This is a genomic window from Bradyrhizobium sp. STM 3843, assembly GCF_000239815.1.
In the GTDB taxonomy this organism is placed as follows: domain Bacteria; phylum Pseudomonadota; class Alphaproteobacteria; order Rhizobiales; family Xanthobacteraceae; genus Bradyrhizobium.
On sequence record NZ_CAFK01000009.1, the window covers coordinates 56656 to 81652 of the forward strand.

Genomic DNA, 24997 nt, shown 5'->3' on the forward strand with positions numbered 1-24997 from the left:
CAAGAGGGGAAGGACATGAGCGACACGATCACGCATTGGTCCCGTTCCGACGACGCGATGCTGGAGACCGCCATCCGAAGTGGAGCTTCCCGCCGTGATCTCTTGAAGCTGATGGTCGCCAATGGCGTCGCGCTCGCGGCCGCAGGCACCGTTCTCGGCCGCGCCTCACGCGCCGCAGCCGCAACGCCGGTCAAGGGCGGTGCACTCAAGGCGGCCGGCTGGTCCTCCTCGACGGCCGATACCCTCGACCCGGCCAAGGCGTCGTTCTCCACCGACTATGTGCGCTGCTGCTCCTTCTACAACCGGCTGACCTTCCTCGATCAGTCGGGCGTTCCCCAGATGGAGCTTGCGGACGCGATTGAGTCGAAGGATGCCCAGACCTGGACGGTGAAACTGAAGAAAGGCATCACCTTTCATAGCGGCAAGGAGCTGACGGCCGATGACGTCATCTTCTCGCTGAAACGCCACCTCGATCCCGCGACGGGATCGAAGGTCGCGAAGATCGCGGCGCAGATGGCAAGCTTCAAGGCCGTCGACAAGACCACGGTCGAGATCACGCTGGCGAGCCCTAACGCCGATCTGCCGACGATCCTGTCCATGCATCATTTCACGATCGTCGCCGATGGCACCACCGACTTCTCTCTGGGCAACGGCACCGGCGCGTTCAAGCGCGAGCTGTTCGAACCGGGCGTACGTTCGATCGGCGTCCGTAATCCCAATTATTTCAAGAACGGCCCGTATCTGGACTCGATCGAGTTCTTCGCCATCCCTGACGAGAATGCCCGCGTCAATGCCCTGCTGTCCGGCGACATTCAGCTGGCCGCCGCGATCAACCCGCGTTCGTTGCGGCTGTTCGACGGCAAGGACGGCTTCGTGCTCTCGAAGACAACCTCGGGCACCTACACGGACCTGAACATCCGCCTGGACATGGCGCCCGGTAATAGCCGGGATTTTGTCGACGGCATGAAGCACCTGATCAACCGGGAGCAGATCATCAAGTCGGCGATCCGTGGCCTCGGCGTGATCGGCAATGATCAGCCGGTACCGCCGACCCAATTCTTCCACAATGCCGCTCTCAAGCCGAAGCCGTTTGATCCTGACAAGGCCAAGTTCCATTTCCAGAAGGCCGGCGTGTATGGACAAACCATTCCGGTGGTCGCATCCGAGGCTGTCAGCTCCTCGATCGACATGGCCTTGCTCGTCCAGGCGACCGCTGCGGAGATCGGCATGAAACTCGACGTGCAGCGTGTGCCCTCCGACGGCTATTGGAGCAACTATTGGCTGAAATCTCCGGTGCATTTCGGCAATATCAACGCACGCCCCACGGCCGATATCCTGTTCTCGCTGCTCTATGCTTCCGATGCCGCGTGGAACGAAAGCCGCTACAAGTCGGAAAAGTTCGACTCGATGCTGATCGAGGCCCGCAGCTCGCTCGATCAGGCCAAGCGCCGCGAGATCTACAATGACATGCAGGTCATGGTCGCCGAGCAGGCCGGCACGATCATCCCGGCCTACCTCTCGAATGTGGATGCCACGACTGCCAAGCTGCAGGGATTGGAGCCAAATCCGCTCGGCGGCATGATGGGTTATGCGTTCGCCGAATATGTGTGGCTGACGGCCTGAGACGGCCGGTCGCCGAACGTTCGGGCCGGACGCTGTCTGGCGCGTGCGATCCAAGATGATGACGGGATCTCGAATCGGGGCACGAATGTGAGAACACGGATCCCATCACTCGTCGTGAGCCGCCTGCTCATCGCGGTGGTCACGCTTGTGATCGTGTCATTCGCCGTCTTCTTTGCGACCGCTCTTCTGCCCGGCGACACCGCGACAATCCTTCTCGGGCAATCCGCGACTCCGGAAGCCGTCGCGGGCTTGCGCAACGCGATGCACCTCAATGATCCGGCCTATGTCCGCTTCCTCAGATGGATCGCCGGCCTGATGCAGGGTGATTTCGGCACTTCCTATGCCAACAACAGGCCGGTCGCCAGCCTGATCGGCGGACGTTTCATCAACACGATGAAGCTGGCCGGATTGACGGCAGCGGTTTCTGTTCCATTTGCACTTTCACTCGGCATCACCGCCGCGATATGGCGCGGCACGCCTTACGATCGGATCGTTACAGTCGCCACCATCGGCATCATCTCGGTCCCGGAGTTCATGATCGCGACCTCGGCGGTGCTGCTGTTCGCGGTTTACCTGAGATGGCTGCCGGCCCTTTCCTTCACCAGCGAGATCAGATCGTTCCACGACGCGCTACGCGCTTACGCGATGCCCGTCGTGACGCTCACTTTCGTTGTCTCCGCCCAGATGATCCGCATGAGCCGTGCGGCTGTCGTGGAGACGCTCAATACGCCCTACCTGGAAATGGCGCTCCTGAAAGGGGCGTCACGACCGCGGCTGGTGCTGAGGCACGCATTGCCCAACGCGCTCGGTCCGATCGCGAACGCAGTTGCGCTCTCACTGTCCTATCTGCTCGGCGGCGTGATCATCGTGGAGACGATTTTCAACTATCCCGGCATCGCAAAGCTGATGGTGGATGCCGTGTCCACCCGCGATCTTCCGCTGATCCAGACCTGCGCGATGATCTTCTGCCTCGGTTATCTTCTGCTCACCACGATGGCCGACATCGTTGCCATCCTTTCCAATCCGAGGCTTTGATGACGGACGTTTCGGCTCCCTCCCCCAGTGGACGATCCGCCTATCGGATCAATCTGGTCGGCCTGGTCGGCCTCATGGTCGTTCTCTTCTGGGGCGTGGTTGCGGCTCTCGCGCCCCACCTGATTCCGCATTCGGTCGGCGAGATCGTCGACACCGATTATTTCGGACCCATGAGTCGAGAACTGTGGTTCGGCTCCGACTATCTAGGCCGGGACATGTTCTCCCGCATCATGGTGGGTGCGCGCTACACGGTCGGCATCTCCGTGGTCGCCCTCACGCTGGCCGGCTTCACCGGAATAGTTCTCGGCATGATCGCGGCGGTCAGCGGCGGCTGGCTGGATATGATCCTCAGCCGTCTCCTCGATGCCTTGAACTCGATCCCGAGCAAGCTGTTCGGCCTTGTCGTGGTCGCCGCCGTCGGCTCGTCCATCCCCGTGCTGATCGTAACGCTGTCGGTCATATATACGCCAGGCGCCTACCGGTTCGCCCGCGCACTCGCGGTCAACGTCAATACGATGGATTTCATGGTCGTCGCCCGGATCCGCGGCGAAAGCATCTTCTATCTGATCGGCGCCGAAATCCTGCCCAACATTCTCGGTCCTGTACTCGCCGACCTCGGCCTGCGCTTCGTCTTCATCGTTCTGCTGCTGTCCGGCCTCTCCTTTCTCGGACTAGGTGTGCAGCCTCCCTATGCCGATTGGGGCGCGCTGGTGCGCGAGAATATCGGCGGCGTGCCCTATGGCGCGCCGGCGGTGATCTTTCCTTCGCTCGCGATCGCAAGTCTCACGATCAGCGTCAATCTCCTGATCGACAACCTGCCGAGCAAGATCCGTGACCGGGGCGCCGAAGCATGACAAGTCTCGTCCAGATCCGCGATCTGAAGGTCGAGGCCACCACTGATGCGGGCCGACGCGTGGAGGTCATCAAGGGTGTCAGTCTCGACATCGCTGAGGGCGAGGTCCTGGCGTTGATTGGCGAAAGCGGCTCCGGCAAGACCACAATCGCGATGACCATCATCGGCTATGCCAGGCCGGGCCTGAGGATCTCAGGCGGCGAAGTTCGGATCGACGGCACCGATATGGTCACCCTGCCGGAAAACAAACGCGCCGCCCTTCGCGGTGCCAAGGTCGCCTACGTGCCCCAGAGTGCCGCCGCCGCCTTCAATCCGGCCATCACCATCATGGACCAGGTGATCGAGGTAACGCGCATCCACAAATTGATGTCGCCTGCATCTGCGCGAGCCAAGGCCATCGGCCTGTTCAAGGCCCTATCGCTGCCGCAGCCGGACAGCATCGGCGACCGCTATCCTCATGAGGTCTCCGGCGGCCAGCTCCAGCGCCTTGCGGCCGCCATGGCCCTGATCGGCGACCCGAAGGTCGTGATCTTCGACGAACCGACGACCGCGCTTGACGTGACGACCCAAGTGGAGGTCTTGCGCGCCTTCAAGGCCGTCACGGCCGAGAGGTGCGTCGCTTGCGTCTATGTTTCCCATGATCTCGCCGTCGTCGCCCAGATCGCCGATCGGATTGTCGTGTTGAAAGGCGGTGAGATCCAAGAGAGCGGCACGACCAGGGAGATTCTGGAGCGGCCGCAGCATCCATATACACGGGAATTGCTGGCAGCTTTCGAGCCGAAAACCCACGCGCGCGCGCCCGACGGCGATGACGTCGGCAGGCATCCGCTGCTTCTGGTTGAACAGCTGACCGCCGGATACGGCCCAAAGCAAAGCGGACGGCCACTGGTCAAGGCCATCGAGGCGATCAATCTCAGTGTGAAAAGTGGTCGCAACCTCGGCATCATCGGCGAGTCCGGCTGCGGCAAGTCGACGCTTGCGCGTGCCATCGCCGGTATCCTCCCGGGCTATGACGGCAACATCACCTTCAATGGCCGCGAACTAGGCAGGAATGTCCGCGACCGCACGCGCGATCAACTGCGTCAAATTCAGATCGTGTTCCAGCATGCTGACACCGCCCTGAACCCGGCGAAATCCATCGAGGACATTTTGGGCCGCCCCTTGACCTTCTATCACGACATGAAGGGCAAGGCGCGCGATGCGCGCATCGACCAGCTTCTCGACCTGGTCCACCTCCCGAAGGCTGTGCGCCGGCGCCTGCCGGGCGAATTGTCGGGCGGCCAAAAGCAGCGCGTGAACTTCGCGCGTGCGCTGGCCGCCGAGCCCATGCTGATCCTGTGCGACGAGATCACCTCGGCGCTCGATGCGGTCGTTGCCGCGGCTGTCATCGATCTGCTGAAGGAGTTGCAGCGCGAGCTCGGACTGTCCTACCTCTTCATCAGCCACGACCTTTCCGTCGTCGAGGCGATCTGCGATGAAATCATCGTCATGTATCGCGGTCAGAAGGTGGAGGAGCTCACGCCGGCCAGCGTGAATGCCCCGCAACACCCCTACACCCAACTGCTGTTCTCCTCGGTCCCTAAGCTCGACCCGACCTGGCTCGACACCTTGCGGCAAGGCGCCGAACAGGTGCGCACATATTGCTAACTCTCAGCGGCCCATCAGGTCAGCTCATGGAAGCCAGCCGCTCACAACGGGAACAAGCTGGTGAGCGGCATATGCGAGCGGACGATCGGCGATTTCAGCACGACGTAGCTGAAATACTTGTCGATCCCGATGTCCATGTCGGTCAGCCGCTCCATGATCGCCTGGTACTCGGCGATTCCAGCAGTCACGAATTTCATCATGTAGTCATAGCCGCCCGAGACCAGATGGCATTCGATCAGTTGCTCGATCTTGTCTACCGCGGTCAGAAATCGCGCAAAATCGATCTGCCGGTGGTTCTTCAGCGTCACCTCGGTAAACACCGTCAGCGTCTGGCCAAGCTTGGTCATGTTGATCTGGGCCGAGTAGCCGTCGATATAGCCCTCCGCCTGCAGCTTTTTCACCCGGATGAGACAGGGGCTCGGCGACAGGCTGACGAGCTCGGCGAGCTCGACATTGGTGATGCGACCGTTCTTCTGCAGTTCGTGGAGGATCTTGATGTCGATCCGATCCAGCTTCATGGCCGATGTCCTTCGCCGGGTGATGGGCTTTGCGCGCTGACAGCATAATATTTGGCAATGTTCGTGCCAAAACCGTATTTTCTTGCCTCCCGCCGAGCCGTTCCGGTCATCGCCGCCGATGATTATCTAGGCAAAACAACGTTTCGCAGCCTTCCTTTGATACGGCATAAAATGCTGGGCAATCGCCAAATCCGATGCCCGCGTCCCGGCCGGCAGGCTAGGGTGCAGGACCAGTGCCGATTTTTCCAAGTCCGTGCAGCAGCGCGGCACCGTCGCTTCGCGGGCCGCGGAAAGCGGGCACTTGCCTTGCCGAGAGACACGATGCCTGCGCCCCTCCGCCACGTCGAGACTTCGCCACGTCTTCCCGCATCGGCCGATGCAGTCGTCATCGGCGGCGGCATCGTTGGGGTCTTCGCGGCCTATTATCTCGCCGGACGCGGCCTGACCGTCGCGCTGGTCGAGAAGGGGCGGATCGGCGCCGAACAATCCAGTCGAAACTGGGGGTGGTGCCGCCAGCAGAATCGCGATGCACGCGAATTGCCGATGGCGACCAGGAGCCTCGACTTGTGGGAGGCGTTCGGCGCGGAAAGTGGCGAGGATACCGGTTTCTCCCGTTGTGGCCTGCTCTATTTGAGCAATGACGATGCCGAGCTCAGTCGCTGGGCGCGCTGGCGCGATTTTGCAGGAACGGCCGACGTCGTTACCCACATGCTCGACAGCGGCGAAGCCACGCGACGCGGTGCGGCCACGCAACGCGCCTGGAAGGGCGGCGTGTTCTCGCCGACCGACGGCATCGCCGATCCGGCGAACGCAGCACCGGCGGTGGCCCGCGCCATCCTCAAGCGGGGCAGCACCGTGCATCAAATGTGCGCAGCGCGCGGTCTGGAGACAAAAGCCGGACGGGTCAGCGCGGTCGTGACCGAGCACGGCGTGATCCGCACCCGCGTCGCCATCCTGGCGGCTGGTGCCTGGGCTTCGTCCTTCTGCCAGCAGCTCGACATCCGCTTTCCGCAAGCCTCGATCCGCGCGTCGATCCTGTCGGTATCTGCGAGAGCCCGAGGCCTGCCGGATGCGCTTCACACCGCAGCGGTTTCGGTGACGCGCCGCGGTGATGGGGGCTACACGCTCGCCATCAGTGGCCGGGGCCGCATCGATCCGACGCTCCAGCAGCTGCGGTTCGCGCCGCAATTCGCGCCGATGTTTCTGCGCCGCTGGCGCAGTCTGTTGCCGGGCGGCCTCGAAGGACTTCGGGCGGGACATGAGACGCTCGGTCGATGGCGGCTGGATCGGCCGACGCCGATGGAGCGCGTGCGCATCCTGGATCCGGCGCCCGACCGCAATACGCTTCGACTGACCCATCAGCGCGCCATTGATCTCCTACCGGAGCTGAACAACACGACGGTGAGCGCGAGCTGGGCCGGCTATATCGATTCGACGCCCGACGGCGTTCCTGCCATCGGTGCGACGTCGGCGTTGCCAGGCTTGATTCTCGCCGCCGGCTTCAGCGGGCATGGTTTCGGCATTGGCCCCGGCGCCGGGCACCTGATCGCCGACCTTGTCGCTGGATCAACTCCGATCGTTGATCCCAAGCCATTTGAACCCGATCGCTTCCTTGGCTTCAGGGTCGGCAAGGTCGCGGATTTCTAGCTAGTCGCTGCCGACGGCAATCCTGTTCGGCAGCCGCTTCTCGAGCGCGTATTTGAACAGAGCAGCCGTGCGGAACACGGCGTGGGCAAACTTGCCGTACGGCAAGGTCAGGAACAGCGCCATCACGGTGCCCAGATGGACCGCGAGCCACAGCGCCATGAATCGGGTGTCGCGGAGCGCCAGCAGCGCGAGACCGGTGAGACTGACCACGAACAGCAGCGCGATGAAGCCGCGATCCATCGGACGCTGCGCGGCGTCGCCCCGCTCAGCACCGCGGTGCAAATTGAGCCAGAGCAGGCCCGCGGGGCCGATCAAGAGGCCGACACCGCCCACCGTGCCGAGCATGACCGGAAGGCTGAACCACGGATACGGCGCCTCATAAGCCAAGAGATAATGGTAGAGAGTCGCAACGCTGGTGGCGGCGAAGCAAAGCAGGAAGCCGTACATCGTGAGCTGGTGAAACCAGCGCCGCGACTGCGTGAAGCGATCGTCATCCTCGTTGCAGCCCTCGCCATGACCACCACCGAGATAGCGCAGCCTGGCGATATCAGTGACCGCTTCCACGGCGGCCGGACCGCGCGCCTTGGCCAATTCGGTTGCGCCCGGCGGAGCCGCGTCACGCGCCGGCGAGATATCGCGCCAGAACCTAACGACGCCAACTACAAAGGCTGCAACGGCGAACACGAACACCGCGCCGAACATGACGACCAGCAGATTATGCGGGAAGATCGCGTAGAAATTCCCGGCGAGCGGCTTGTCGGTCAGCCCGCCCGCCATGGCAGCCGCGAGCGCGAGAAACAGCGCAAGACCGCCGGCCAGCGCCAGCGCAATCGTCAAGCCTTGGCGCTCATAGAGCCGCCCGAAGGTGGAAGGCCACGCATAGTGCTGATAGGTCCGCCCTCGCACCTTCGCCATCGCCTGGGGCACGTTCACGGCGAATTCGTGCGGCGGCGCATATTGGCAGGCGTAGAGGCAGGCCCCGCAATTGTGACAGAGGTTGGCGAGATAATGCGTGTCGGCGGCCGTGAACTCGAGCCGGCGCGTCATCGCCGGAAACACCGCGCAGAAACCTTCGCAGTAACGACAGGCGTTGCAGATCTGCATGACCCGCGCGATCTCCTGCTCGTCCTTGCCGAGCAGCGACGTCAGGTCGGGCGTCGTGGTGCAGGCCGCGGCCTCGACGGTCTCAGTGAGCGGCGGCATAGGCCAGCTCCTCCTTGAACTCAGGATGGTGGAAGCCGGCGCTCGCAGCGGCATTGACGCCCGCGATGCGACCAAAGGCAGTGCCGATGCTCATGCCGACACCGGCCGTATACCCCTTCCCCAGCACGTTGCCGGCCATCATCTCGCCGGCGGCGAACAGGTTGGCGCTCGGCACACCGGCGAAGCGCACCGCGGCGCTCTCGTCGGTCTTCATTCCGAGATAGGTAAAGGTGATGCCGGGCTTCAGCGGATACGCGAAGAACGGCGGCGCATCGATCGGCTGCGCCCAATGGGTCTTCGGTGGCGTGAGCCCCTCTGTGCGGCAATTATCGAGCACGGTATGATCAAATGTGCCGGGACGGCAGGCCGCGTTGTAGGCATTCAGGGTTGCGGTGAAGGTCGCGATATCGAGACCGATCTTTTGTGCGAGCTCCTCCAAACTTTCAGCGCGCGTGCCCGGAAACACCGGCGGCATGAAGCGGCCGACTGCCTTGCGATCGATGATCGACCACGCGGTCTGCCCCGGCTGTTGCGCCACCAGGCGTCCCCAGATCGCGTAGCGCTTAGGCCAGAAATCCTCGCCCTCGTCGTAGAAGCGCTGAGCCTCCCGGTTCACCACGACCCCAAGCGAGACGCAATCGATCCGGGTGCAGATGCCGCCATCATAGAGCGGAGCGCGGGCGTCGATCGCAACGCAATGGGCCTGCGTCGGATCGCCGATCGCGTCAGCGCCGGCATCGAGCATGAATTTCAACAGCACGCCCTGATTGAAGCGCGTGCCGCGGATCAGGAAGTTCTCGGCCGGCCATTCGCCGCGCTCGTTGCGGCCCCAGGCCTCGCGCTGCCATTCGAGATTGGATTCGAAGCCACCGCAGGCGAGCACGCAAGCCTTGGCGGCGATGCGCTCGCCGCGCTCGGTGACTGCGGCGACGAAGCGTCCGTCCTTCAGCTCAAGGCTCTGCACCGGGGTATCGTAACGAACCGCGACGCCGAGTTCATCTGCGCTGCGGTAGTAGGCGTTGACCAGCGCCTTACCACCACCCATGAAGAAGGCGTTGGTGCGTGCCACATGCAGCGCGCCGGAGAGCGGCGGCTGGAAGTGCACGCCGTGGCGGCGCATCCAGGGCCGGCAGCGCGAAGAGTGGCGGATCACAAGCCGCGCCAGCCGCTCATCGGTCAGTCCGCCGGTGACCTTGAGCAGGTCCTGCCAATATTCTTCTTCCGGATAGGCATCGACCAGCACGTCCTGCGGGGCATCGTGCATGCAGCGGAGGTTGCGCACATGCATCGAATTGCCGCCGCGCCAGCTGTGCGGCGCGGATTCCAACAGCAGCACGGTGGCCCCGGCCTCGCGCGCCATCAGCGCCGCGCAGAGCGCCGCATTGCCGCCGCCGATGACGAGGACGTCAGGCTCTGCTGCCATCAGATGTTTGCTCCTGCAACCGTTCGTCCGGCCAGCCAGCCGAAGGTGAGCGCCGGCCCCAAGGTAATCCCGGGCCCCGGATACGCTCCTTCCATGATCGACGCCATATCGTTGCCGCAGGCAAACAGGCCCGGGATCGGCGATCCGTCCTCCGCCAGCACCCGCGCGCGCTCGTCGGTGACGATGCCTGCGGACATGCCGAGATCGGCCGGATAGACCGCGACCGCATAGAACGGAGCGTCGACGATCGGCGCGACGCAAGGGTTAGGCGTTTGATCGGCATCACCCAGCGAACGCTGATAGATGTTGCCGCCACGCCCAAAGGCAGGGTCGTCGCCGCGCATGGCGTGGCGGTTGAACTCGGACACAGTCTCGACAAAGGCAGTTTCGGGAACGCCGACCGTGCGGGCCAGACCGGCAACGCCATCGGCGCGCTTGAGATAGCCGGATGCGACATCCTGCTCAACCGAGCGCGTGAACGGTTTAACCTTGCCCAATCCGTATTTCCACAAAAAGCGGTGATCGCAGATCAGCCAAGCGGGAATCGCAACGTCCCCATGGCCAAGCTGCGCGCGTACGAATTCATGATAGGACACGGCTTCGTTGACGAAGCGCCGTCCAGTCGCGTCGACCGCGATGAGTCCGGGCTTGGCGCGATCGGTGACGGTGTGCGGAAAGATGCCGCGCGTTCCATCGCGCCGGGTGAAGGTCGATGCCGGCACCCAGAAGGCGCCTTGTTCCGTCGGTGGCGACAGCCGCGCCCCCAGCACAGCCGCAAGGCGCGCGCCGCGCGGTGCGACGCCCGGATCGACGGTCGCGGAGAGCGTCCCCGCCGCGCGTGGTACATAGTGGCCGCGCAGCTCGGCATCATAAGACAGGCCTCCTGTGGCCAGGATCACGCCGCGGCGCGCCGTGATCCTGCGGTGGCGGCCGGAATGCTCCGCGACATCGAGGACCGCGACCCGGCCATTGGCATCCTTCTCGAGCCGTTCGACGGATGCACCGGTGCGGACGATGACGCCGCCGTCCAGCGCCGAGCGCAACAGCCGGGCGACAAGCGCGTTGCCGAGATAGAGCGTCGTGCCACGCCGTGCCTGCAGGCGCTGCCAGCCGTAACGCGCGAGCAGTCCGGCGACGTGCAGGGTCGAACGCAGCGACCGGCCGGCACGGCGCAAATGCGGGATGTCCTGCCGGCTGATCATCATGCCGCCGAACAGCACGAATTCAGGCAATGGATCGCGCAGCAGCGCAAAGGCTTTGCCCAGCGCCCGCGCATCGAACGGCACAGGCTCCAGCACCCGGCCGCCCGCGGTGGCGCCCGGCAGATCGGGATAGTAATCCGGATAGGTCGGCACCGGCTTGAGCCGCAGCGACGTTCGCGCCTCGAGATCACGCAACGCCTCGTCGCCGAACTTCAGAAATGTCTCCAACCTGACGCGATCGGCGCCGGGCACCGTCTCGCCGAGATAAGTCCGCGCCGCCTCAAGGGTATCGGCGCGGCCTTCAGCAGCGGCCTTGTGATTGCCCGGGATCCAGACCATGCCGCCGGAGATTGCCGTGGTGCCGCCGACAACATCAGCCTGTTCCAGGAGCAGCACAGACAGACCATCGGCGGCCGCAATCGTCGCCGCAGTCAGACCGCCCGCCCCTGCCCCGACCACGACGACGTCATAGGTTTCGACGTCATCGATTTGGCGGGCGCTTGGCGGCTCCTGCCGGCTCATACCATGCCGCCGTTGGGCTGCACGATCTGGCCGTGGACCCACGACGCCTGCTCGGAGGCGAGGAAGCGCACGACCTCGGCCACCTCGTTCGGCCGGCCGATGCGGTTGAACGGGCTGAACGCCGCCATGCGCTGCTTGGCCTCTTCGGTCTTGCCGGCATTGAACAGGTCGGTATCGACCGGACCTGGCGCAACTGCGTTGACACGAACGCCGCGCGGCGCAAGCTCCTTGGCCATGGAGCGGACCAGGCTCTCGACCGCGGCCTTGCTCGCCGCATATGGCCCGGTACCGGGCACGGCGTGGCGCACCAGCGAGGTGGTGATGGCGACGATGGCGCCGCCGTCGCGAACGCGACGGGCGGCCTCGGCGAGCACGTTGAAGGCGCCGACCACGTTCACTTCCATCAACAGGCGGAAATCATCCGGCTTGAAGCTTGCGACCGGCCCTGCCGGAACATTGATGCCGGCATTGGCGATCACCGCCTGCGGCGCGCCACCAAGATCTGCTGCGACCTGCTCGAACACGCGCGCCACCGAGGCCGCGTCGCGGATATCAACCTGATACTGCCGTCCGGGCGCGTCGTCGGACGACTTGGTCGCGTAGGTCGAGGCCACCTGCCAGCCGGTGGCGGCGAAGGCCTGCACGCAAGCCGCGCCGATGCCGCGCGAGCCGCCGAAGACGAGGACGATCGGAGAAGAGCTGGTCATGGGTGATCCCTTGCAAATGCGTGTTCGATGAATCTGGTGATGTCGATGCCGCGGCGCGGCTAGGATGATGGCTTCGACATCGCCTTGCGTGTTTCGGCGATGGTGGCCTCGATCCCTGCCTGAATGTCAAAGCGCGGCTGGTAGCCGAGCTCGGCCTTGGCGCGGCCGATGTCGAGCGCGCCCTTGACGGCGCTCAAGACCTTGCCGCCATGACGGTAAGGTCCGCTGTCGCCCACGGTGATCTTGGCGCCGGGGATGGCACGGTTGACTGCCTCGGCCGTGTCGCGCAACGTCGGCGCAACACCGGTTGCGATGTTGTAGGCATCGAACCGGTGCTGCGCTTTGTCGAGCGCGAGCAGAACGCCGGCGGCGGTATCGGCGATATAGACCTGATCGACCGCGAAAGCGCCGCCGTCCTCCTGATGATACGGCTCGCCGCGCAGTGCCGCCTCGACGAAGGTGCGGGGCATGCGCAGGCGCGGCAGATGCGGGCCGTAAACCCAGCATGTGCGCACATTGATGCATTCGAGCCCGTGATCCCGGCTATAGACCCGGCCGTAGTGCTCGGCCGCGAGCTTGGTCAGGCCATAGACGCTGGTCGGCTGCTGCGGATGATCCTCATCGATGACGGGCGCCTGGAAGTCGCCATAGGTCTCTTCCGTGCTGACATGGATCACGCGCTTGAGGCCTGTCATGCGCATCGCTTCGAACAGATTCACCGCGCCCTCGACATTGACGCGCAGCGCCTTGAGCGGAATGTCCGCCGCCTGAATGACGCCGACGATGGCTGCGGCATGAATCACCGCGTCCGGGCGATACGTCTCGAAGGCGCGCAGTACCTGATGCCATTCGCCAAGGTCGACAGCTGCGGTCACGAGCCGCGGCTCGCGCGCGGCCAGCGTTGCCATTGCAGGCGAGACCATAACGTCCAGCGCGATCACGCTGTCGCCGCGATCGAGCAGCGCCTGCACGATGGCGCTGCCGAGCCAACCGCAGGCCCCCGTGACCAGGATCGTCTTGCCGTTTGCCATTGTCTCGGTCCTCAGCGCGGCGCCGGCTCCTCGTCGGTCGGCGGGCTCGTGATGACCAGGAACACCAGCGGATCGGTTCCGGTGCAGTGGAATTCATGCACCACGCCGGGCGGGATGTAGGTGACGTCATTGGCGCGAACGAGCCGGCGCTCGCCGTCGAGGATCAGGATGCCTTCGCCCGACAGCACGTGATAGATCTGCTCCTGCACCTTGTGCGAATGGCTCTCGACATGCGCGCCCGGCTCGTAGGACGAGATGCGGTGATCGAAGAAGCGGCTGCCCGTGGTTTCCGGCGTGACGATCGCCTTCGACAGCGCCTGATTGTAATGGCCGGGATATTGGGTCCAGAACAGCTCGGCGAGGTTGCGCGTCACCGCCTTCTTTTCTTTTTCCGCCTTGGCGAATGCATTCGGCTCGGGAACCACGATCGTCATTGTCTTCTCCTTAAATAGTCGGGCCGGCCAGCAGATGCCGCTGGTCATATTCTGCGGTGAAGCCCAGCCGCTCAGCGGCGTGCGTCAAGTCGTAGAGCGGCGCGAAAGGCTGTTTCGCATAGACGTCCGGCGCGCGGATCTTCACGGCATCTCCATGCAGCCGGCGCAGCCGGTCGAGTGTCGGCTCCGGCGACAACGTAACCTGCGCCGACAGATAGAAACGCTCGAAACCGCCAGCTTCAAGCGGCATCTGCAACGCAAGCCGGAATGCCCGCGCGAGATCGCGCGGATCGATGTGGTGATGCAGCGGTCCGCCGCCGGCAGCCGACGGACCGCCGACCATAGGGCCGCGGTAGTTGGCGGGGTCCTTGGCGCGCGCGACGATCTCACCTTCCATCTCCGGATAGGCGACGAAGACGGTGCGCAAGCTGATCACCGCCATGCCGCGCAACGCGTAGGCATGGGCGAGGTCTTCGCCGAGAATCTTGCTCACCGCATACGGGTCGGTGGCCTGCAACGGATGGTCGAGGTCGACGGGCGCATAGAGCGGGGGCAGCATGCGCCCTTCCCTGACCGTGTAGCCCGCGACGGAGTCGCTCGAGCAGAAGACCGCGCGGCGGACGCCAGCAGCCTCGGCAGCCTCGAACACGGTGTAGGTGCCGAGCACATTGACGCGCATGATGGTCTGGCCGTCGCCCGACCAGATGTTCGGCACGGCTGCGATATGGAGCACGGCGTCGGTCCCGGCGATTGCGCGCGCCACCAGATCGGGCGAGGTGACGTCACCGACATGCCATTCGATGTCGGCCTCGCCGGCGCGCCGGTCGAGGCCGCGCACGCGATAGCCCTGCGCCAGAAGCTCGCGGACCACGAAACGTCCAAGCAGGCCGGCAGCCCCGGTGACGAGGACAAGACCGCTCATGCCCGGCCGACCGCAAGCTGCACGGCGTCCGCAGCATCCGTGATGCCGAGCAGCCGCCCCTGGAGTTCGTGATTGGCCGCGAGTTCGGCTGCGTCGCCCGCATAGGCGACGCGTCCGTTCACCAGCACATAGGCCCGATCGGCCATCGCAAGCACGCTTTCGGCATGGTGCTCGACGATGACCAGGCTCGCGCGCGATCTCAGCTTCGAGACGGCCTCCCTCACCTCCTGCACCACGGCCGGCGCGAGACCTTCGAACGGTTCGTCGAGCAGGATGAGCCGGCTCGGCACCATCAAGGCACGCGCGATCGCCACCATCTGCCGTTCGCCGCCGGAGAGGTTCTCGGCGCGGGCACGCAGCAGCACGCGCAGCTTCGGAAACAGGTCGAACACATCATCCCGCGACGCGCCGCCGGAGCGCGCCGCCAGCTTCAGGTTCTCCTGCACCGTCAGATTCGGAAACAGGCGCCGGCCCTCGGGCACCAGCGAGATGCCCAGCCGATTGATCTCGTCCGGCCGCAGCCGGCCGAGGTCGGTGCCGTCGAAGACAATCCGACCACTGCTCGGCGGCACCGTCCCGGTGATGGCGCGCAGCGCCGTGGTCTTGCCGACTCCGTTGCGGCCGAGCAGCGCGACAACTTCGCCGGGCCGCACCACGAGATCCAGCCCGTCAAGCACAGTGCCGCCACCATAGCCGGCGCGTACGGCCTCCACCCGGAGCAGCGGCTCCGGCGCAGGAGCGTTCGGAAGCAGCGTGATGGTCGCGCCGCGCGCCGGCACGGACGGAGCTTGGCCATGCGCAGTGCCGAGATAGGCCGTAACCACTTCGGGGTTTTTTGCCACTTCCGCAGGCTTGCCGTCGGCGATCAGCCGTCCCTGATGCAGCACCGTGATCCGGTCAGACATCGCAAGTACGCGATCGATATCGTGCTCGATCAGCAGCACGGCATGAGATTTCGAAAGCCGCTGGATCAATTCACCCACGATCTTGCGATCCGACTCGGCTAGCCCAGCCAAGGGCTCGTCGAGCAGCAGGAGCTTGGCATCGATCGCGAGCGACACCGCGATCTCGAGCAGCCGCTTTTCGCCATGGGCGAGCGACGAGCAGAGTTCGGCGGCGCGATCGGCCAGGCCTACGGCATCGAGCAGCGACCACACCCGCGCATTGGCGGCCTCATCGTTGTAGGCGTCGCGCCAGAAGCCCGACCATTGGCGGTTTGCGGCCTGCACGGCAATCCGCACATTCTCGAAGGCGGTGAGGTTCGGGAACACGCTCAGGATCTGGAACGAGCGCGCAATACCGAGCCGCGCACGACGGTGTGGCGGCAGCTGATTGATCGGCTGGCCCTCGAACAGGATGCTGCCGCCGTCCGGCTTGAGCACGCCGGTCAGGAGGTTGAACAGCGTGGTCTTGCCGGCACCATTGGGGCCGATCAGGCTGTGCAGACCGGTCCGGCTCATCTCGAAGGAAATGTCCTTCTGCGTAACGATCGAGCCAAAATGCTTCGACAGGTTACGGACGGCGAGAATTGGCGCATCTGGGGCGGCGGCCTGGGCCGCGTGCCCCGGTGCGTACGGCGTGATGCTTTGCGGCCGTGCCGAAATGGCGTCGCGGGTCAAGGTCCAGCGATTGCGGCCGATGATGCGCTGGAAGATACCGTGGATGCCTTCATGCGACAGCAGGGCGAAGGCGATGATGATGGGTGCAAAGATCAGCCACCAGTTCTCGGTGACGGCGCTGAGCCGGTCCTCCAGCACGATGAAGACCGCGGCTCCCCACAAGGGCCCAAGGAAGTGGTGGACGCCACCGAGCGCCGCCATCAGCACGGGATCGCCGGCATGCTCCCAATTCAGATTGTTGGCGTAGACCCCCTGCAGCAGCAACGCCATCAACCCGCCTGCGACGCCGATGCCGCCGCCGGCGATGATGACGGCGACCAGCTTGGTCCGGTAGGTGTCGAATCCGAGGCTTGCCACGCGCTGCTCATTGTCGCGCAGCGCCTGCATCAGCCGGCCGAACGGGGCGTGTGCCAGCCGCCAGAGCACCCAGAGCGAGCAGATGACGACAGCCAGCGTGAAGACATGAAAGCCGATCGCGGAGGGAAACAGCGGACGGGCGACGTTCTGCAGGCCGTTCTCGCCGCCGGTGACCGAGGTCCATTTGAAGGCGATCTCGAACGCGATCTGCGAACACGCCAATGTCAGCAGCGAGAAATATAGTCCGCGCCGCCGCAGGATGACTGCGCCCACGACGAGCGCCAGCAGCAGCGAGAAGATCGCGGCGATCGCGATGCCCGTGAATTCATTGCCGCCCGCCATCCATCCCGAGCCGATCGCGAGCGCATAGCTGGCGCAGCCGAAGAAGAAGGATGCGCCGAACGGCACCAGCCCGAGGTAGCCGATCAGGAAATTCACCTCGGCACCGTAAAGCGCGTAGATCGCGATCTGGGTGACGCGATGAATCGGCATACCCACGGCAAGCGCGAGCCCGGAGGCCAGGAGCAGCATCGCCGCGGCGACGATGATGGGATGGCTGCAAAGCCGTCGCCAGAGTGATTTGTTGCTGGTCATTCGAAACGCTCCCAGCGCTCGCCGAACAGCCCGCGCGGCCGCAGCAGCATGATTGCGAACATCAGCGCGTACATCGAGCCCGCGGCCGCCTCGGGCCAGAATTGAATTGTCAGCGAGGTGACGACGCCAACCGCAAGCCCTGCGACGACGGCGCCCCGGAACGAGCCTAGTCCCCCGATCGCCACGATGACGAAAGCTGGCATCACCGCGTTGGCGGCCATCGACGGCGAGACCGTCCATAAGGGGGCCGCGAGCACGCCCGCAATCGCAGCAAGCATGCAGCCGAGGCCGAACACCGCCGTCAGCACCCGCGGCAGGTTGATCCCGAGCAGTTCGACCATTTCCGGATCGCGGCTGCCCGCACGCAGGATCCGCCCGTAGGGCGTAAAGGCAAGGAACGCCCATAGCCCGAGCAGGGTCGCCGTGGTCGCGCCGAGCACGGCGACCCGGTATTTGGTGATCAGGAGCGGGCCGAGCTCGATGATGCCGGAAAACAGCGGCGGCGGATTGAACGGTTTGCCGTCGGCGCCCCAGATGTAACGGATCACGGCTTCGATCAGCAGCGCCAGCGCGAAGGTCACGATCAGGCTGAGCAGCGGCTCCTTGCCGTAGAGACGGCGGATGATCACCACCTCCACCGCCATGCCAACAAGCCCGACCAGAGGCGGCGCGATGATCACCGCACCCCAGCCGAATAGTTGGAACAGCTGCCACGCCACATAGGCGCCCAGCGCGAAGAAGGCGCCGTGGGCAAAATTGATCACGCCGAGCAGGCCGAAGGTGATCGACAGCCCCACGGCAATCAGCACGTAGATGAAGCCGAGCACGAGCCCATTGGCCGCCTGTGAAACAAGTGTATCGAGCATCGTTCAAGCCTCTCGGTCGCGGGCGCTGCGACAGCAGCGACCACCGTCGCTCTAAAGCGACGGCAAGCTGCAGCCGATCTCCTCTTTCGCGCCGAAGGCCTTCTCAGTCTCTTCCGCGCTCGCCGACGTATTCTTCAGCACGTCGAAATAGTCCCACTTGTCGGTGATCTGCTTCTTGATCTGTACGATGACGGCAGGACGCACCAGCTGATGATCCCAGTCACGGAAGAAGAAGGGGAATTCGCCCTCCGTATTCTTCCACTGCTCGAGATGGGTGACGATGTCCTTGGCGTCGGTCGACTTCGCCGCCTCGATCGACTCCAGAAGCGCCCGCATGCCGATCCAGCCCGACCACGTCTTGTCGGATGGCGGCTGGTTGTACTTCTTCCTGAAGTCCTCGATCATCTTGCGTTCGGCCGCTGTATTCTTCGGGTTGTTGTAGTACCAGGGCTTGATGTAGATGCCGGTCGAGGCCTGCGGGCCGACATCCCAGAAATCCGTGTCCGTCACGGCAATGGCCGCATAGGGAATGCGGTCCTTCATCCCCATCTCGTTCCACTGCTTGAGGAAGTTGGAGAAGTCGCCGCCGACGAGCCCGCCGACGATGACGTCGGGCTTGGCCTGGCGGATCTTGAGGATGTAGGAGCTGTAATCGGCGGTATTGATCGGCACTTCGTCGACGCCGACCTCGGTGGCGCCGACCTGCTTGAGCAGCGCCCGCGAGGCGCGCAGGATGTCCTGGCCGAAGGCGTAGGAGGCCGTGATGAAATAGACTTTCTTGCCGATGCTGGACACATACGGCATCAGGCCCTGCATCTGCACCGGAACGGTGGCCTGGGTCCGAAACGTATATTTGCTGCAGTTCTTGCCGGTGATCTCGCTCGCCGCAGCGCCGGTCAGGATCAGCGGCACCTTCTCGCGGTTGGCGACGCTCATCATCGCGAGCGCCGACGACGAGTAGTTGCCGCCGACCACCGCGACCACTTTGCTCTCATCGACGAGCCGCTGCATGTTCTGCTGCGACACCTGCGGATTGGGCTCGTCGAGCCAGACGAGCTCGATCGGGCGACCCAGCACCTTGTTGCCGGCCTGCTCGGCCGCGAGCGCGCTGCCGCGCTGCAGATATTCGCCGATCGAGGCGCCCGGCCCCTGCTTGGAATAGATCATGCCGATCCGCACCGGCCCTTCGGACTGCGCCCTGGCCGGTCCGCCCCAGCCCAGCGCGGACGTGGCGGCCGCGCCTGCAGACGCGGCCATGAACGACCGGCGATTCAGATCACCCTTCAACATCATGCTCCTCCCTCGTCCTTTCCTGGACTTTGTTGTCGTTGTTGATCAGTCGCGCCTGTACGGCTTGCCGAACGCCGGCTCCTTGAATGGAATGGGCGGCAGCTCCCAGGTCCCGGTGGACGGCGGACGCACTTCGGCGTCGACATGCACGTCGATCACGCAAGGGCGCCGGTTCTTGACCGCGGTCTCGACCGCGCCGCGCAGATCGGCGCTGCGGGTCACCGTGACGCCGTCGGCGCCGCAGGCCCGCGCCCAGGCCGCGAAGTCAGGGTTGTAACGATCGCCCCCCGGCCCCTGATTGCCTTTGTAGAAAGCCGTGCCGAGCTCACGGCCTTCGAACAGTCCGTATTGCAGGTCGCGGATGGCGCTCCAGGCAAAGTTGTTCCAGACCACCCAGACGCAGGGCAGATCGTATTCGACTGCGGTGGCGACGACGTAGGGCGCCATCATGAAGCCGCCGTCGCCGACGACCGCCACGCAGGGCCGATCGGGGGCGGCAAGCTGCGCGCCGAGCACGCCGCACACGCCAAAGCCCATCGATGAGTAGCCCCAGCTGTTCATCATGCTCTGCGCGCGCTTGGGCTGCCAGAACTGCATGAACCAGTTGTGGTGCACACCGGAATCCAGCGACAGGATGACGTCGTCCGGCAACACGTCCTGCAACGCGCCCACCACATATTCGGGGCGGATCGGCGTCGTCACCGCGCTGAAATTCGGCCGGACGAAGGCCTCCCACTCGGCCTTCCACTTGCCGATCTCGTCGCGCCATGCGGCAAAATTCTCAGAGCTGATCTCGGAACGGCCCGGCAGCGCCGCGAGCAGCTGGGCGGCAAAGGTCTTGGCATCGGCGATGATGCCGAGCGTCGGCGGATAGTTGCGGCCGAGCTCGGCGGGATCGATATCGACCTGCAGCAGCTTCGTGGTCGGGAAATTCCAGGAATAGCCCTGATGCCAGCTCGACGACGAACGGTCGTCGAAGCGGGTGCCGATGCAAAGCACGAGATCGGCATGGCGCCCGGCCTGGTTGGCCGGATAGGCGCCGTTGCGGCCGATGAAGCCGAGGGTCAGCGGATCGTCGGCGGGCACGCAGCCCATGCCATTCGGCGAGGTGATGACCGGAATGCCGTAGCGGTTCTGCAGCACGCTGATCTCAGGACCGGCTTCCGACAGCGTCGTGCCCTGCCCGATGAACAACACCGGCCGTTTCGCGGCCGCCAGCAGATCCAGCGCCTGGGCAACATCGGCTTCGCTCGCGCTCGGCCGATGCGCGCCGTGGGCATGCGACAGCGGCGGCAGCTCGACATCGGCCTCCTCCTGGAAGACGTTATAGGGAATGTCGAGATTGACCGGCCCCGGGCGGCCAGTGACCATGGTGTCGAACGCCTGGCGAAGCGCCAGCGGCAGCATGTCGACGCGGCTCGGCTGGAACGAACGTTTCACCACCGGCCGCAAGACCTGGGCGAAGTCAGCCTGGTTATGAGCATACAGTTCCTGAAACGGCGCGCGATTGGCTTGCGACGTCGGCACGTTGGCGGTGATCGCGAGAAAGGTCGAGGAGTCCGACAATGCGGTCGCCAGCGACATCACCATGTTGGCGGAGCCGGGTCCGGTCGACGTCAGCGTCGCGACCGGACTGTGCTTCACCCGGAAATAGGCGTCAGCCATATGGCCGGCGCACTGTTCATGGCGCGGCGACACCAGCTTGACGCGATCGCGCACCTGATACAGCGCATCGAGGATGCCGACATTGCCATGTCCGCAGATGCCGATCACGAAGGGCACTTTCTGCTTGACGAGATATTCGGCGATGACTTCGCCGCCCTTCATCTTGGTCATCGTATTGTCCTTGTCAGGTTGCGGCCCGCGCTGCTTCAGGCGAGGATCGTGATGATGCGCTCCTCGCTCATTTCGCGGATCGCGTAATGCGGTCCCTCACGACCGAAACCGCTGTCCTTGGATCCACCGTAAGGCATCAGGTCCACGCGCGAGCTCGGGGTCTCGTTAATGTGGACCCCGCCGACCTGCAACTGCCGCGCGGCCTGTAGCGCCTTGTCCAAGCGTTTTGTGAAGATGCCAGTGGCAAGCCCGTAAGGGGTGTCGTTGACCCGGGCGACCGCCTCCTCGAACGTGTCAAAGGGAGCGATACACATCACCGGTCCGAACACCTCCTGACAGCCGAGCGGCGTCGCCCTGTCGACGTCGGCGAGCAGTGTCGGTGGAACCACCGCATCGCGCCGCTCGCCGCCGACCAGGCGTCGCGCGCCCTTCTGCTCGGCCTGCGCAATCCAGGATTCGATGCGGCGCGCCGCCGCTTCGCTGACCACGGGCCCGACGACAGTGCGATCATCAGCGGGATCGCCATAGGGCAGTTCGGCAACGAGCTTGGTCAAGCGCCGCTCGACTTCGTCGATCAGCGCACGCTGCACCAGGAGCACCTGAATCGAGGTGCAGACCTGCCCCGCCTTGCGGAAGCCGGCATTGACGACTTTCGGCAGCGCGGCGTCGAGATCAGCATCATCGCAGATCACGCAATGCGCGATCGAGCCGAGCTCCATCTGCGTCCGCCGCAGACCGGCCTTGCTTTGGATGATGCGCCCGACCTCGGTACTGCCGGTGAACGCATAGAACTGCACCGCGGGCTCGCTGAGCAGCCAGTCGGCGACCTCGGCGTCGCCGTGCAGTACCGACATCAGCCCGGGCGGTACGCCGGCGGCGACCAGGCACTCGGCCATGATGCACGACGTCATCGGCGTGTGCAGCGAGGGCTTGAGCACCACGGCATTGCCGGCCGCGAGTGCCGGCGCGACCTTATGCGCGACCGTATTCAGCGGCGCATTGAAGGGCGTGATCGCGGCAACCACACCGAGCGGCACCCGGATGGTGAAACCGATGCGGCCCTTCTGGCCGGCCGCTCCCTCCATCGGCACCACTTCGCCGGCGAGCCGCCGCGCCTCCTCGGCCGACAGACGGAATGTCGCTGCGCAGCGCTGGATCTCGCCCATCGCGTCGCGCCGCGGGAAGCCCGCCTCCTGGCGGAGAACCTCGACGAGGTCGGCCGCGCGCTTTTCAAGCTCGACCGCTGCGCGGTCGAGGATCACGCCGCGGTCATATGGGCTGAGTGTGTTGGCCTGGAACGCCCGTTCCGCGGCCGTGACGCAGGCCCGAACCTGGTCCCGTCCCGGCAGATGCGCGTGCATGGCGGGCGCGAGCCGATATTTGTCCAGCACGGCGACCGTGCGCTCGCCATCCGACCATTCCCCCGCGATCAGCAGGCGGCAGGACGGCAGCTTGGCCGATGTCTGTCGATGGGCCGCGGCATCTGCCATTTTCGCAAGTCCTCCCTGAGACTTCTGGGGTTCTTGTCCTTCCCTCTAGAGTGAATTTGACATTAGCAAAAATACTGTTTTGGATTGGTCGCTATAAGCCTGACATATGGCCGTTCTGACACTCATCTTCGCCCCGGTGCGCCCCATGGACCTGCGTCAATTGCGCTATTTCGCCCAGATCGTCGAAAGCGGCAGCCTGTCGAAGGCCTCGCGCTGCCTTTTCGTGGCACAACCGGCCTTGAGTCAGCAGATCGCGAAATTGGAGGAGGAAGTCGGCAAACCGCTGCTGCAGCGCTCATCGCGCGGGGTCATCCCCACGGAGAACGGCCTTGCGCTCTATCATCACGCGCGCTTCATGCTGCGGCAGCTCGAGCATGCGCTCTCGATCGCCCGCCAGGATTCCGCCGAGGTCAGCGGCATGGTGTCGGTCGGACTGCCGGCGACGACGGTGCTCGCGATCGGACTGCCGCTCACGAAGTGCATCCGCGCCAAATATCCCGGCATCCTGCTCAATGTCGTTGAGGGCATGAGCGGACACATCGCCCATATGATGCGGCTTGGTCAACTCGACCTGGCGATCCTGTTCAACAACGACGTCTCGTCCAAGCTCGATGCGACGCCCCTGCTCGACGAAGAGCTGTTCGTGCTGCTGCGCGCCGACAGCCCGCTCGTCTCCCGCTCCCGCCGCAGCATCAGTGTCGCGGAGGTGGCCAAGCTGCCATTGATCCTTCCGACCGGAACGCATGGCCTGCGACGACGCGTTGCGGCGGAATTCGAGCGGCGCAATCTGACGCCGAATGTGGTTGCCGAAATCGATTCGCTCTCGCTGGTGATGAGCTGCGTCAGCGAGGGCATTGGCGTGACCATCAAGCCGATGTCGGCCCTGCACGTTGGCGGCAAGGAACACCATGAATGGCGGGCGTTGTCGATCTCGGACGCGCGCATCACCCGGCGCAACTACATCTACTCGATCAAGCCGGACCTGTTGGCGCCGGCCGCATCTGCGGTGGCGAAGGAGCTGTACGACACAGCGCGGACCCTGGTGATCTCAGGGCAATGGCGCGGGGTCACTCTGATCGATGAGCCCGTCGCCGTTGCTGAGCATTCGGTTGCGTGAGGCCATTCAAACCGACCAATTGCCGTCGGATCAGCCGAGCCGATCCGTAGTTCGACGGCGCAGCCCCGCCATGGCGGGTTGCGCGCGCCAGCCTGGGGGGCGGGACCTGGAACGATGCTGTCGCCTCGTTCGTTTTAGACCCTAGGCGTCATGCCGATAACCGCCGCGGCTGTTACGGAGGCGAGCGATGACCAAGTTTGCAAAGGGCGACCACGTCTCCTGGAACTCGGAAGCGGGCCACGTGACCGGGCGCATCATCGCGGTTCATATGCGCGACTTCGACTACAAGGGGCACCGCCGGCACGCCACGAAAGACTCCCCGCAATACGAGATCAAGAGCGACAAGAGCGACCACATCGCGGCGCATAAGGAGAGCGCGTTGACGAAGGTGGGCGGCAAATGACGTAGCGGTTCGGATCGATGATCCAGCGCTCGCCGTCCGAAAAGGCGATTGCCACCGCGTTCGACGCCTGTCCTGTCTTTACCATCGGCCATTCCAGGCGCACGATTGCAGAGTTCGTCACCTTGCTACGGGCCGGCCAGGTTCAGCTCGTGGTCGATATCCGACGCTTCCCGCGCTCCCGAACCAACCCGCAATACAATGCGGACGTGCTGCCGGAGGAGCTTGCGGGCTACCAGATCGACTACATGCGGATTGCCGAGCTCGGGGGCCTGCGCAAGAGCAGCGACGTTGGGCCGGAGACGAACGGCTTCTGGACCAACCAGAGCTTCCATCATTATGCAGACTACGCCCTTGCGGACGACTTCCAACGCGGCCTGGCTTGCCTTCTAAACCTGTCGGCCGCGCAGCGCACGGCGATCATGTGTGCGGAAGCCGTCTGGTGGCGGTGTCATCGCCGCATCGTAGCCGATTATCTGATCAATGCCGGCCGGACCGTGTATCATCTGATGGACACGAACGAAGTTCACGTGGCGACACTGACGGAGGGAGCCGTGCGAGCCGGAGACAGACTGATTTATCCTGCTTCGGGCTGATTAGGCTGCGCGAACGCACCATCGCATCAATTGTCCGACAGAATGGAGTGAAGCGAACCCAGCTC

21 protein-coding genes are annotated in these 24997 nt (G+C 64.4%); 8 read left to right on the top strand and 13 right to left on the bottom strand.

Annotated elements, in window-relative coordinates:
* Positions 1–15 precede the first annotated feature (15 nt).
* The 4 genes from BRAS3843_RS01465 (at position 16) to BRAS3843_RS01480 (ending at position 5158) form a co-directional block, all read left to right on the top strand.
* Complete coding sequence (locus BRAS3843_RS01465; protein WP_008966907.1) at positions 16–1623, top strand: ABC transporter substrate-binding protein; 1608 nt, start codon at positions 16–18, stop codon at positions 1621–1623.
* Positions 1624–1710: 87 nt separating this feature from the next.
* A complete protein-coding gene (locus tag BRAS3843_RS01470) occupies positions 1711–2658 on the top strand; it encodes an ABC transporter permease (protein WP_008966908.1) in 948 nt (315 codons plus the stop codon).
* The gene (locus BRAS3843_RS01475; protein ID WP_008966909.1) at positions 2658–3512 is read left to right on the top strand and encodes an ABC transporter permease; all 855 of its coding nucleotides are present in this window, start codon (positions 2658–2660) and stop codon (positions 3510–3512) included. The genes BRAS3843_RS01470 and BRAS3843_RS01475 overlap by 1 nt, the downstream gene beginning before the upstream one ends.
* Complete coding sequence (locus BRAS3843_RS01480; RefSeq protein WP_008966910.1) at positions 3509–5158, top strand: ABC transporter ATP-binding protein; 1650 nt, start codon at positions 3509–3511, stop codon at positions 5156–5158. Before BRAS3843_RS01475 ends, BRAS3843_RS01480 begins: the two co-directional genes overlap by 4 nt.
* Before the next feature lie 41 nt (positions 5159–5199).
* Here the strand turns inward: BRAS3843_RS01480 and BRAS3843_RS01485 are convergent, their stop codons facing one another.
* Positions 5200–5676, bottom strand: coding sequence for an Lrp/AsnC family transcriptional regulator (locus BRAS3843_RS01485; protein WP_008966911.1), 477 nt, complete (start codon positions 5674–5676; stop codon positions 5200–5202).
* A gap of 321 nt (positions 5677–5997) precedes the next feature.
* Here BRAS3843_RS01485 and BRAS3843_RS01490 point away from each other — a divergent pair, with 321 nt between their 5' ends.
* A complete protein-coding gene (locus BRAS3843_RS01490) occupies positions 5998–7323 on the top strand; it encodes an FAD-binding oxidoreductase (protein ID WP_008966912.1) in 1326 nt (441 codons plus the stop codon).
* On the opposite strand, the gene tcuB is transcribed toward BRAS3843_RS01490, so the two are convergent.
* The 12 genes from tcuB to BRAS3843_RS01550 are packed head-to-tail and all read right to left on the bottom strand — an operon-like array spanning position 7324 to position 22819.
* Positions 7324–8526: a tricarballylate utilization 4Fe-4S protein TcuB gene (gene tcuB / locus BRAS3843_RS01495; RefSeq protein WP_008966913.1), complete on the bottom strand. Its 1203-nt coding sequence runs from the start codon at positions 8524–8526 to the stop codon at positions 7324–7326. It lies immediately after the preceding gene.
* Positions 8510–9949 carry an FAD-dependent tricarballylate dehydrogenase TcuA gene (gene tcuA, locus BRAS3843_RS01500; RefSeq protein WP_008966914.1) on the bottom strand — a complete coding sequence of 480 codons (1440 nt, stop codon included), beginning with the start codon at positions 9947–9949 and terminating at the stop codon, positions 8510–8512. The genes tcuB and tcuA overlap by 17 nt, the downstream gene beginning before the upstream one ends.
* Complete coding sequence (locus BRAS3843_RS01505) at positions 9949–11673, bottom strand: FAD-dependent oxidoreductase (RefSeq protein ID WP_008966915.1); 1725 nt, start codon at positions 11671–11673, stop codon at positions 9949–9951. The genes tcuA and BRAS3843_RS01505 overlap by 1 nt, the downstream gene beginning before the upstream one ends.
* On the bottom strand, positions 11670–12380 hold the full coding sequence (locus tag BRAS3843_RS01510; RefSeq protein ID WP_008966916.1) for an SDR family oxidoreductase: 711 nt from the start codon (positions 12378–12380) through the stop codon (positions 11670–11672). Before BRAS3843_RS01510 ends, BRAS3843_RS01505 begins: the two co-directional genes overlap by 4 nt.
* 59 nt (positions 12381–12439) lie before the next feature.
* The gene (locus tag BRAS3843_RS01515) at positions 12440–13411 is read right to left on the bottom strand and encodes an NAD(P)-dependent oxidoreductase (RefSeq protein WP_008966917.1); all 972 of its coding nucleotides are present in this window, start codon (positions 13409–13411) and stop codon (positions 12440–12442) included.
* 11 nt (positions 13412–13422) lie between these two features.
* Positions 13423–13845 (bottom strand): cupin domain-containing protein, encoded by a 423-nt coding sequence (locus BRAS3843_RS01520; protein WP_008966918.1) that lies wholly within the window; start codon positions 13843–13845, stop codon positions 13423–13425.
* Positions 13846–13855: 10 nt separating this feature from the next.
* Positions 13856–14767 carry an NAD-dependent epimerase/dehydratase family protein gene (locus tag BRAS3843_RS01525; protein ID WP_008966919.1) on the bottom strand — a complete coding sequence of 304 codons (912 nt, stop codon included), beginning with the start codon at positions 14765–14767 and terminating at the stop codon, positions 13856–13858.
* Complete coding sequence (locus tag BRAS3843_RS01530; protein ID WP_008966920.1) at positions 14764–17337, bottom strand: branched-chain amino acid ABC transporter ATP-binding protein/permease; 2574 nt, start codon at positions 17335–17337, stop codon at positions 14764–14766. The genes BRAS3843_RS01525 and BRAS3843_RS01530 overlap by 4 nt, the downstream gene beginning before the upstream one ends.
* Positions 17334–18203, bottom strand: coding sequence for a branched-chain amino acid ABC transporter permease (locus BRAS3843_RS01535; protein WP_008966921.1), 870 nt, complete (start codon positions 18201–18203; stop codon positions 17334–17336). Before BRAS3843_RS01535 ends, BRAS3843_RS01530 begins: the two co-directional genes overlap by 4 nt.
* A 51-nt stretch (positions 18204–18254) precedes the next feature.
* Positions 18255–19496 carry an ABC transporter substrate-binding protein gene (locus BRAS3843_RS01540; RefSeq protein WP_244425091.1) on the bottom strand — a complete coding sequence of 414 codons (1242 nt, stop codon included), beginning with the start codon at positions 19494–19496 and terminating at the stop codon, positions 18255–18257.
* Positions 19497–19538: 42 nt separating this feature from the next.
* A complete protein-coding gene (locus tag BRAS3843_RS01545; RefSeq protein ID WP_008966923.1) occupies positions 19539–21329 on the bottom strand; it encodes a thiamine pyrophosphate-binding protein in 1791 nt (596 codons plus the stop codon).
* Positions 21330–21364: 35 nt separating this feature from the next.
* Positions 21365–22819: an aldehyde dehydrogenase family protein gene (locus BRAS3843_RS01550; RefSeq protein ID WP_008966924.1), complete on the bottom strand. Its 1455-nt coding sequence runs from the start codon at positions 22817–22819 to the stop codon at positions 21365–21367.
* Between the two features lie 145 nt (positions 22820–22964).
* Between BRAS3843_RS01550 and BRAS3843_RS01555 the strand changes: the two genes are divergently transcribed.
* The 3 genes from BRAS3843_RS01555 to BRAS3843_RS01565 all read left to right on the top strand — a co-directional run bounded on the left by BRAS3843_RS01555 (position 22965) and on the right by BRAS3843_RS01565 (position 24932).
* Positions 22965–23936, top strand: coding sequence for a LysR substrate-binding domain-containing protein (locus tag BRAS3843_RS01555; protein WP_035980536.1), 972 nt, complete (start codon positions 22965–22967; stop codon positions 23934–23936).
* A gap of 187 nt (positions 23937–24123) precedes the next feature.
* On the top strand, positions 24124–24339 hold the full coding sequence (locus BRAS3843_RS01560) for a DUF2945 domain-containing protein (protein WP_008966926.1): 216 nt from the start codon (positions 24124–24126) through the stop codon (positions 24337–24339).
* A 17-nt stretch (positions 24340–24356) separates the two neighbouring features.
* A complete protein-coding gene (locus BRAS3843_RS01565; RefSeq protein WP_008966927.1) occupies positions 24357–24932 on the top strand; it encodes a DUF488 domain-containing protein in 576 nt (191 codons plus the stop codon).
* The last annotated feature ends 65 nt before the right edge of the window (positions 24933–24997 follow it).

Coding starts and splice junctions, on each gene's coding strand:
- BRAS3843_RS01465 (WP_008966907.1), top strand. CDS start 16: ATGAGCGACACGATCACGCATTGGTCCCGTTCCGACGACGCGATGCTG.
- BRAS3843_RS01475 (WP_008966909.1), top strand. CDS start 2,658: ATGACGGACGTTTCGGCTCCCTCCCCCAGTGGACGATCCGCCTATCGG.
- BRAS3843_RS01480 (WP_008966910.1), top strand. CDS start 3,509: ATGACAAGTCTCGTCCAGATCCGCGATCTGAAGGTCGAGGCCACCACT.
- BRAS3843_RS01485 (WP_008966911.1), bottom strand. CDS start 5,676: ATGAAGCTGGATCGGATCGACATCAAGATCCTCCACGAACTGCAGAAG.
- BRAS3843_RS01490 (WP_008966912.1), top strand. CDS start 5,998: ATGCCTGCGCCCCTCCGCCACGTCGAGACTTCGCCACGTCTTCCCGCA.
- tcuB (WP_008966913.1), bottom strand. CDS start 8,526: ATGCCGCCGCTCACTGAGACCGTCGAGGCCGCGGCCTGCACCACGACG.
- tcuA (WP_008966914.1), bottom strand. CDS start 9,949: ATGGCAGCAGAGCCTGACGTCCTCGTCATCGGCGGCGGCAATGCGGCG.
- BRAS3843_RS01505 (WP_008966915.1), bottom strand. CDS start 11,673: ATGAGCCGGCAGGAGCCGCCAAGCGCCCGCCAAATCGATGACGTCGAA.
- BRAS3843_RS01510 (WP_008966916.1), bottom strand. CDS start 12,380: ATGACCAGCTCTTCTCCGATCGTCCTCGTCTTCGGCGGCTCGCGCGGC.
- BRAS3843_RS01515 (WP_008966917.1), bottom strand. CDS start 13,411: ATGGCAAACGGCAAGACGATCCTGGTCACGGGGGCCTGCGGTTGGCTC.
- BRAS3843_RS01520 (WP_008966918.1), bottom strand. CDS start 13,845: ATGACGATCGTGGTTCCCGAGCCGAATGCATTCGCCAAGGCGGAAAAA.
- BRAS3843_RS01525 (WP_008966919.1), bottom strand. CDS start 14,767: ATGAGCGGTCTTGTCCTCGTCACCGGGGCTGCCGGCCTGCTTGGACGT.
- BRAS3843_RS01530 (WP_008966920.1), bottom strand. CDS start 17,337: ATGACCAGCAACAAATCACTCTGGCGACGGCTTTGCAGCCATCCCATC.
- BRAS3843_RS01535 (WP_008966921.1), bottom strand. CDS start 18,203: ATGCTCGATACACTTGTTTCACAGGCGGCCAATGGGCTCGTGCTCGGC.
- BRAS3843_RS01540 (WP_244425091.1), bottom strand. CDS start 19,496: ATGATGTTGAAGGGTGATCTGAATCGCCGGTCGTTCATGGCCGCGTCT.
- BRAS3843_RS01545 (WP_008966923.1), bottom strand. CDS start 21,329: ATGACCAAGATGAAGGGCGGCGAAGTCATCGCCGAATATCTCGTCAAG.
- BRAS3843_RS01550 (WP_008966924.1), bottom strand. CDS start 22,819: ATGGCAGATGCCGCGGCCCATCGACAGACATCGGCCAAGCTGCCGTCC.
- BRAS3843_RS01555 (WP_035980536.1), top strand. CDS start 22,965: ATGGACCTGCGTCAATTGCGCTATTTCGCCCAGATCGTCGAAAGCGGC.
- BRAS3843_RS01560 (WP_008966926.1), top strand. CDS start 24,124: ATGACCAAGTTTGCAAAGGGCGACCACGTCTCCTGGAACTCGGAAGCG.
- BRAS3843_RS01565 (WP_008966927.1), top strand. CDS start 24,357: ATGATCCAGCGCTCGCCGTCCGAAAAGGCGATTGCCACCGCGTTCGAC.